Below are 8699 nucleotides of genomic sequence, written 5' to 3'. Positions count from 1 at the left end.
AGTCCAGGGTCACGGCGCGGTTGCGCAGCACATCGACGCCCAGCAGACCGTCCACGCCCAGCCGTGCCCGCTCCAGAAGCGGCGTGCGAACCCGCCGGGCGGTAATCTGGCCGACGTTCAGGCGGTCGATGAGCGCGGTCTCGGCCGGCTCTGCGCCAGCGATCCCGTGGACAAGTTCAGGGCGCCCGTGAGGCAGGGAAAGTGCGTCGGCAAGGTCCAGGGCGAGGACCGAATGGTTGGCGCCGGTGTCCACCACGAAGGCGTAGGGACCAAGACCATTGAGCGTCACCGGGGCGGTCATGCGCCGGGCCCGGTCGGCGCCGGCGGCCAAATCTGCGCCTGCGCCTGCGCCTGCGCCCAGCTCCGCCAGATTGACCATCACCGGAGGCTCGATCAGGGGCTCGGCCAGCGGCCTGGCGCAGGCCGAGGCCAGCGTCGCGGCGAGCCCGGCCAGGGTCGCCCGGCGGGAAGGGGCTGGCTGGATCATGGGGCCCACCGGACAAAAAAAGGGGCGGCGGATTTCTCCGCCGCCCCCGCTTTTCGAACCTGTCGCCAGGTTTAGAAGCGCAGCTTCAGCTGGCCGAACACGCGGCGGCCGATGACGTCGTAGGTCGACGGATCGGTGCCGGACTGAACGTTCGGCGAGTAGGTCGGAGGCTGCTTGTCGCCGACGTTGTTCACGCCCAGGCGCAGCTCGACATTGTCGTTCAGCTGGTAGGCGCCGGCGATATCCCAGTAGGTGATCGCAGGCACGCCCTGGAAGGATTCCCCGACGAACTGGACGGCGGCGCGGTTTTCCATCGAGCTGATGTAACGCGCGCGGACGTTCAGGTTGAGCGGACCCACATCCCAGTTGGTGCTCCAGGTGGCCTTCCACTCGGGGAAGGACGAACCCAGGCCGGCGCCGAAGTACGAGATGGTCCCCGCATAGTCCACCGCCGGGAGCCCGGGGGTTTCGTTCTGCTTGAAGGTCATCACGTGGGTCAGCAGCAGGTTCGAGCTGATACGGCCCCACATCGGGTCGGCGCCGAGCCACTCCAGGTCGAAGCCCCAGTCGAACTGGAAGTCCAGGCCGGTGGTGGACAGCACGCCGCCGTTCTGACCCGGGAAGGCCGGGCTGGTGGGGGCGTTCAGCAGGTTGATCCGCTGGATCTGGCCACCGGTCCGCACCAGACCCGCGCAGTACGGATTGCTGGCGGAGTAGTTCGGGTTGGTGCCGAAGTAGTTGTAGCAACCGGCGATGCCGATGTTGGTGTCCGGCGTCAGGATCGGGCCTTCGATCTCGATGTCATAGTAGTCCACCGAGGCGCGGAAGCGCTCCATCCACTGGCCGCCCCAGGGCGAGGAGAACACCGCACCAAGCGTGATGGTGTCGGCCTTTTCCGGCGCGAGGTCGGTATTGCCAGACGTCGTGATCTGGGCCTGGGCGCCAGGCGTGGCGCTGAAGGTGGCCAGGTTGGCCAGCGGGATGCCGGTGGCCACGCAGAGGGCCTCGATCGCGGCCTTGTTGGGGCCGTTCCGTGCGGCGCTGGTGGCCGAGCAGGGGTCGAAGATTTGCGGGAAGGAGACGCCGCCGGCGAACAGCTCACCGAAGTTCGGGGCGCGGACCGAGCGCTGGTAGGACGCGCGGAAACGGGCGTAGTCCAGCGGCACCCAGCTCAGGTCCACCTTGTAGGCGTCCGACGAGCGGGAGTCGCTGCTCAGGCCACGGGTCTTGTCGGTGAATTCCGAGGTCGAACGACGATAGCCAAGGCCGAGCTCGAGGCTCTGGGCCCAGGGCGCGTCACGGACGATCGGAACCAGGGCTTCGGCGAAGAAGTCCTTGAAGTTGTTGTTGCCCGCTTCCGGATTGCCGACGTTGAAGCCCGAGAACGGACCCGGGTTCGACAGGTAGCGCGAGGAGTATTCAAAGCCGCGATATTCGAGGCCGAAGACGGTCGAAAGCGGACCGGCCGGCAGTTCGAAGATGTCGCCGGCGATGAACACCTGGCCGACCTGCTGGGTGAACTCCTGCGACTGGTTCACAGCCGTGGCCAGGTAATTCACGCACGCGGTGGAGACCGGGAGGTCGCCGAAGAAGTTCTGCTGAGCGCAGGGGGTGGTGTTGGTGGTGCTGCCCGGAACCTGGGCGGCCAGGACGTCCTGCAGACGCTGGGTGTCGATGTTGCCGGTCTGACGGATGTCGATCTCGGTCCGGCCCTCGGAGGCGTAGGCCTCGATGCGCCAGCCGCTGTCGCCGATCGGCGCCTTCACGCCGGCCAGATACTGGACGACGGTGTTTTCGAAGGCCGACTGACGCAGGCCGAAGGACAGCGGACGGAAGCCGTAGAGCCAAGCTTCAGTCGCGCCCGAGCCCACCAGCTGCGGGTTGTCGCCCGTACGGGCGGCCAGCAGGGTGCGGAAGTCATTCGGGATGAAGATGTTGTTGTGCGGAACAACGATGTTGCCCGAGATCACCTGACCCGGGGTCACCAGGGCCGAAGAGGCCTGCAGGTTGGTGTTCAGGCCAGGCGCGGCGGTCTGAACCGACGGGATCGGCGTGGTGGCGAGCGCCTGAGCGGCGTTGTACTCGGTCCAGCCGGCCTGGGCGAAGAACTCGACCCCATTGTCCATCTCGTACCGGACGTTCGCCATATAGGAATAGCGATCCATCGGGAGGGTCAGGAGGTTGGTGAAGTCGAAGTTGTAGGAATAGAAGTCCGGCGCGAAGTTCGAATTGATATTCGGGCTGGTCAGGCCGGCGCGGAAGTTCTGGATGTTGTACTGGCTGTTCCGCGGAATGCCGTAGAAAATCAGCGTGCCGTCGGGGTTGAAGCCGAGCAGACCCGACTGGGCGATCACGCGGTCAGCGGCGACGCCGTAGGAGGCGAACACCGCGTCCAGGGCGGCTTCCGGAATCGGATTGGCCGCGGTCCAGCGGATGGCGCCTTCAGGGGGCGTGCCCGTGGTGGAGGTGGCGGTCTGGGCGAAGGCGCGCTGGCTCTTGCCGACCGGCTCACGATAGGAGCGGTCGAAGCCGAAGATGGCGTTACCGCGGCCATCGGCGAAGTTGCCGCCGATCACGCCCTGGAACTGGTATTCCTGGGCGTCCCAGTATTCGGTGGAGTTGGTGTAGCTGGCGCGGAAGTCCACGCCTTCGAAGTTGCGCTTCAGGCGCAGGTTCACCACGCCGGCGATGGCGTCGGCGCCGTAGGTCGCGCCCGCGCCGCCGGTGATGACTTCGACGTTCTCAATCATCGCCTGCGGAATGGTGTTCAGGTCGACGGTGAGGTTATTGGCCGACACCATCGGGCGGCGGCCGTCCACCAGAACCAGGTTCCGGTTGGCGCCCAGGCCGCGCAGGTCGACGGTCGAACGGCCGCCATTGCTGGGGTTGTTCGAGGTCGAGCTGGCCGCCGGGTTCACCTGCGGCAGGGTGTTCAGATAGGTGTCGAGGGTCACGTCGGCGTTGGCGACGGTCGCTTCACCGGTGACGGTGGCGATCGGGCTGGTGGCCACGTAGTCCTGACGGACGATGCGCGAGCCGGTCACCACGATCTCGGTGACTTCGGTCCCTTGCTGGGCGGCGGCCGGCGTGGCCATGGCGGCGAAAGCCGCGCCGCAGATCATCGAAGACGCCAGAAGGCGCGATCGCATGGATGTCATTTTCAAGATCAGGTTCCTCCAGCGGCGTCCAGGCCCGCAAGCCCGCGACCGCTCCCCACAGGTTACACCGGGTCCCCCTTTTGGACCCAGTTGGCGTGGAGTTACGGACGTTACCTACCGGGGGTCAACGACCATTACCGGGCGTTCATGAAGTCGGCGCCGACCTGTCGCATTCTGGTCACAGATTCCGCAGCGGCATCCGCCCGTTGGAAAATTTATCCCCCGGCGGGCGCGGATTTCCCTGCCACGCATAGGAATCGCGTGCGGTGGTGGTCGATGATGTTGTCGACCCATCCGGTGATCTTCGGATTCACCAGGGCGCGGTTGATCAGGAAATAGACCGGGACGATGGGCGCGTCCCTCAGGACGATGGCCTCGGCCTGCGCCAGATAGCCGGCCCGGCGCGCCGCATCCGGCTCATTGTCGGCCAGCGCCAGCAGTTCGTCATAGCGCGGGTTCTTGTAGTCCCCGTAGTTCTGCGAGCCCGTGGTCGACTGGTTGAGATAGAGGAAGCTCATGGCGTCGTTGTAGTCGGCCACCCAGCCGGCGTCGGCGATCTGGAAGTCCCGGGCGCGATAGGCCGCATAGGCGATCTGGGTCTCGTTCTGCGCCATGGAGACCTGCACCCCGATCTCCTTCCAGTCGGCCTGGACGGCGGGCATGAACAGGGTGGGATCAGGCGAATTGCGGTGCTTGATCTCCAGGCGCAGGGGATTGCCGGGTCCATAACCCGCCTCCGCCAACAGACGCCGCGCCTGCGCCTGCCGCCGCTCCAGCGGCCACGCGGCCCATTCCGGCGGCGGCGGCGGCGTATAGTCGGCCACGCCCGGGGGCACGAAGGTGTAGGCCGGTTCCTGCCCGCCGCGCAGCAGCTTCTGGGTGATGAACTCCCGGTCCACGGCCATGGACAGGGCCTGGCGCACCCGGACGTCCTGCAATTCCGGCACGTTGGAATTGAAGGCCATATAGGTCACGCCGAGATAGGTGTGGGTGCGCACATAGTCCGGGATCTGCTCGCGCAGGAAGGCCACGCGATTGGACTGGATGTCGAAGTTCACATCCAGTTCGCCCCGGCGAACCCGGCGCTCGGCGCTGGTGGCGTCGGTGGTGGGATAGAAATAGACCTGATCGACGCAGACCTGGTCGGCCTCATAGAAGCGCGGATTCTTGCTGAGCTTGACGTAGTCGCCCAGCCGCCAGGCGTCGATCACATAGGGTCCGTTGGAGACGATGTTCTGGGGCTGCACCCAGGCGTCCCCCAGCCGCTCCACCAGATGCTTGGGCACCGGGAACATGGTCTGGTGCTTGGCCACCTCCGGCAGATAGGGCGCGGGATGCACCAGGGTGATCTCAAGCGTGCGCGGGTTGATGGCCCGGGCGCCCAGGGTCTCCGGGGCCGCCGCGCCCTCGTTCACCGCCTTGGCCCCGGCGATGAAGTAAAGCAGCGAGGCGTATTCCGAGGCGGTCTCCGGCAGCATGATGCGGCGCAGGGAGAAGACGAAGTCGTCGGCGCTCACCGGGACCCCATCGGACCAGTAGGCCTCCCGCAGATGGAAGGTCCAGACCAGACCATCGGCGCTCACCTCCCAGCGCTCGGCCATGCCGGGAATGGGCTCGCCTTCGGGATCATCCTGGGTCAGGCCCATGAAGGCGTCGGACAGGATGCGGCTCTCCCAGGTGCCGGTGGCCTTGTGTGGATCCAGGGTCGCCGGCTCCGAGCCGTTCCCCATGAGCAGGCACACCTGGCCCTCCGGACAGGGCGGGCGAGCCGGAGCCTGGGGCGCGCAGGCGCTGAGGGCCGCCAGGGATCCCAGGGCCACGCCGCCGGCGACCGCGCCCCAGGTCTTGGCCGAAGAGAAGAGATTGCGCCCGGCGCGGCGGACATCTTCAATGCGCGGGATTCTGGTCATGGGGACGTTCGAGATGATGGTTTTCAACGGGGGCGGACGGGCGGCCCTGGCCGCGACGGTGGGGCTGGCGGCGGCGCTGTCGGCTGGCGTCGCCTTCGGACAACCGGCCGCGCCCGAGCGGGCGGCGGTGCTGAGGTCGCTGCTGGACTGCCGGACGGTGGCCGACGACGCTGCGCGCCTGGCCTGCTTCGACGCCGCGGCGGGCGCCTTTGACCGGGCCGAGGCCCAGGGCGACATCGTGGTGGTGGACAAGGATCAGGCCACCGCCGTGCGGCGTCAGGCCTTCGGCTTCACCCTGCCCTCCCTCTCGGTGTTCGAGCGGGGCGACGCCGAGAGCGCCAAGCTGGACAACATCTCGGCCCAGGTGGTTCGCGCCACGGAGGACGGCGCCGGCCGCTGGACCGTGGAACTTGAGGGCGGCGCGGTGTGGCAGCAGACCGACAATGAGCGCCTGGCGCGGCGTCCGCGGGCAGGCTCCGTGGCCGAGATCCGCACCACGGCCATGGGCGGCTACTTCATGAACCTGGACGGCCAGCGGGCGGTGCGCGCCCGGCGGGTGAGATAGGCGAGCCAGGATCAGCGGTCCTTCGGGTCGATGGCGTCGCGCAGGCCGTCGCCGATGAAGTTGAAGCACATCAGCGTCACCACCATGGTGAGCGAGGGGAAGACCAGCAGCCACCAGGCCAGCTCCATGTCCTGCGCGCCGCCGGCGATCAGGGTGCCCAGCGAGGCCATGGGCGGCTGAACCCCCAGGCCCAGGAAGGACAGGAAGCTCTCGGCCAGGATCACCGCCGGGATGGTCAGGGTCACGTAGACCACCACCGGACCCAGCAGGTTCGGGATGATGTGGCGGCCGATGATGCCGCCGGTCCCCAGACCCGCGGCCCGCGCCGCCTCGACGAATTCCTTGTGCTTCAGCGACAGGGTCTGGCCGCGCACGATCCGCGACATGGTCAGCCATTCCACCGCGCCGATGGCCACGAAGATCAGGATGATGTTCGACCCGAAGGTCACCATCAGCAGGATGACGAAGAAGATGAAGGGCAGCGAATAGAGGACGTCCACCACCCGCATCATGATCTCGTCCACCCGACCGCCCACATAGCCGGCGACCGCGCCCCAGGCGACGCCGATGATCAGGGAGACGGTGGTGGCCACAAGCCCGATGGCCAGGGACACGCGCAGCCCGGTGAGCAGCCGCGCCAGCAGGTCGCGTCCCAGGGAATCGGCGCCCAGCAGATGGCCCTGGGTCAGGGGCGGCGCCCACACGTGGTCCTTGTTGATCTGGTCGTAGGCGTAGGGCGTGAATAGCGGCCCGATGATGGCGGCCAGGACCAGCAGGCCCAGCACGATCATACTGCCCACCGCCGCGCGATTGCGCAGCAGCCTGCGGCGGGCGTCGTCCCAGAGGCTGCGCCCGCGGGCGGCCTTTTCCATGGCTTGCGCGCCGGCCCGCGAGCCGGGAGCGAGAATGGTTCCGGTCATGACAGCCTCACCCGCGGGTCGAGAACCGCGTGCAGCACGTCGGCGATCAGGTTCAGGATCAGGATCAGGGCGGCGTAGAAGATCACCATGCCCATCACCACGGTGTAGTCGCGCTGCAGCGCGCTGATGACGAAGAACTTCCCCAGGCCCGGCAGGTTGAAGATCTTCTCCACCACCAGCGAGCCGGTGATGAGGCCGGCGGCGGCCGGGCCGAGATAGCTGACCAGGGGCAGGATGGCCGCCCGCAGGGCATGGCGGCGCACGATTCGGTTCTCAGGCAGGCCCTTGGCGCGGGCGGTGCGGATATAGTTGGAGCGCAGCACTTCCACCATGCCCGCCCGGGTCAGGCGCGAGATGATGGCCACCTGGGGCAGGGTCAGCACCAGCACCGGCAGGACGAGGTTGGGCAGGGCGCCGCCGTTCCATCCTGCGCTGGGCAGCCAGCCAAGTTTGGAGGCGACGATCAGCACCAGAACCGGCGCGGTCACGAAGGTGGGTATGCATACGCCCAGAATGGCGATCGTCATCACCACATAGTCCGTGGTCTGATTTTGCCTCAAGGCCGCCAGAACGCCGAGACTCACCCCCACCACGGTGGCCAGGATGATGGCCGAAAGACCAAGCGTCAGGCTGACGCGGTAATTCTCCTGCAGAATCTGCAGCACCGACTTGTCGCGGTACTTCAGCGAGGGCCCCAGATCGCCCTGCACCACCCCGCCCAGATAGGTCAGGTACTGCTCGTGCAGGGGCCGGTCCATGCCGTACTTGGCCATGACATTGGCCTCGATCTCCGGCGAGAGCTTGCGGTCGCTGTCAAACGGGCTGCCGGGGGCGGCGCGCATCATGAAGAAGGCGACCGTGACCACCAGGAACAGGGTGGGGATCGCAATGAGAAGCCGACGGCCTATAAAACGCAGCATGGGTGGGGTTGGAGTTCATCCGCTGTCGCCGCGGACGTCGCTCCGGGCGTTGCGAAACTTCCACCCCGCCCCGATGATGTCAAATCATGCCCGCATCAGCCGCCTGCGTCAGGAGCCCATGCCCCCATTTCGCCGTGTCACCGATGAGTTCTCCGTCAGCCCCCAAATCACCTTGGAAGACGTCGCCGCTGCGGCCGACCAGGGATTCGTGCTGATCATCAACAACCGGCCCGACGGCGAAGACCCGGCCCAGGCCTCCGGCGCCGAGATCGAGGCCGCCGCCCGCGCCCATGGCCTGGACTACCTCGCCATCCCGGTTCGCGGCGGCCCCTCCCCCGACCAGGCCCGGGCCCAGGTGCAGGCCGCCGATGCGGCGGACGGGCCGGTGCTGGCCTATTGCCGGTCGGGCACCCGGTCCATCGTCACCTGGGCCTTGGGCCAGGCGCAGGGCGGCGGGCGCGATCGCGCCGAACTGGTCGCCCTGGGGGCGGCCGCGGGCTATGATCTGGACGGTGTCCTGGGCTAGATCGACGGGCGGCTCAGCGCACCTCCATCAGACTGACCCGGGCGGCCATGGCGGCCGGTTCGGCCTCGCAGCTGGCCAAGGTCAGGCAGAGCTGAGCCGCGATGAGACACAACAGGGCGAAGGCCGCGCGCTGGAGCCGTTTTGAGACAAAGAGAGCCATGTCGGCGATCATGTGCGAGCCCTTTTCCGCCATCTCCAAGCCCCCCTCGCAAC

At 67.3% G+C, this 8699-nt stretch carries 8 protein-coding genes; 2 read left to right on the top strand and 6 right to left on the bottom strand.

Features of this window, described 5'->3' with window-relative positions:
• From V7D28_RS09985 to V7D28_RS09975, 3 genes are all read right to left on the bottom strand, one after another.
• The coding region (locus V7D28_RS09985) for a retropepsin-like aspartic protease (RefSeq protein WP_333587234.1) at positions 1–487 on the bottom strand (487 nt) is incomplete at its 3' end.
• 71 nt (positions 488–558) lie between these two features.
• Entirely contained in the window at positions 559–3636 is a 3078-nt protein-coding gene (locus tag V7D28_RS09980) for a TonB-dependent receptor domain-containing protein (RefSeq protein WP_333587233.1), read from the bottom strand.
• Between the two features lie 224 nt (positions 3637–3860).
• On the bottom strand, positions 3861–5555 hold the full coding sequence (locus V7D28_RS09975) for a peptide ABC transporter substrate-binding protein (RefSeq protein WP_333587232.1): 1695 nt from the start codon (positions 5553–5555) through the stop codon (positions 3861–3863).
• Between V7D28_RS09975 and V7D28_RS09970 the strand changes: the two genes are divergently transcribed.
• Entirely contained in the window at positions 5536–6120 is a 585-nt protein-coding gene (locus V7D28_RS09970; protein WP_333587231.1) for a hypothetical protein, read from the top strand. The genes V7D28_RS09975 and V7D28_RS09970 overlap by 20 nt on opposite strands.
• 11 nt (positions 6121–6131) lie before the next feature.
• On the opposite strand, the gene V7D28_RS09965 is transcribed toward V7D28_RS09970, so the two are convergent.
• Positions 6132–7040: an ABC transporter permease gene (locus tag V7D28_RS09965; RefSeq protein WP_333587230.1), complete on the bottom strand. Its 909-nt coding sequence runs from the start codon at positions 7038–7040 to the stop codon at positions 6132–6134.
• Positions 7037–7960, bottom strand: a complete 924-nt coding sequence (gene oppB / locus V7D28_RS09960) for an oligopeptide ABC transporter permease OppB (RefSeq protein ID WP_333587229.1) — start codon at positions 7958–7960, stop codon at positions 7037–7039. The genes V7D28_RS09965 and oppB overlap by 4 nt, the downstream gene beginning before the upstream one ends.
• A 118-nt stretch (positions 7961–8078) precedes the next feature.
• On the opposite strand from oppB, the gene V7D28_RS09955 reads away from it, so the two are divergent.
• A complete protein-coding gene (locus tag V7D28_RS09955) occupies positions 8079–8486 on the top strand; it encodes a TIGR01244 family sulfur transferase (protein WP_333587228.1) in 408 nt (135 codons plus the stop codon).
• 13 nt (positions 8487–8499) lie between these two features.
• Here V7D28_RS09955 and V7D28_RS09950 read toward each other — a convergent pair.
• Positions 8500–8699, bottom strand: a 200-nt coding sequence (locus V7D28_RS09950; protein WP_442957923.1) for a hypothetical protein, incomplete at its 5' end; no start/stop codon positions are given.

The organism is Phenylobacterium sp. (assembly GCF_036723115.1).
Taxonomy (GTDB): Bacteria; Pseudomonadota; Alphaproteobacteria; order Caulobacterales; family Caulobacteraceae; genus Phenylobacterium.
This window is presented reverse-complemented; position numbering and strand designations above follow the sequence as displayed.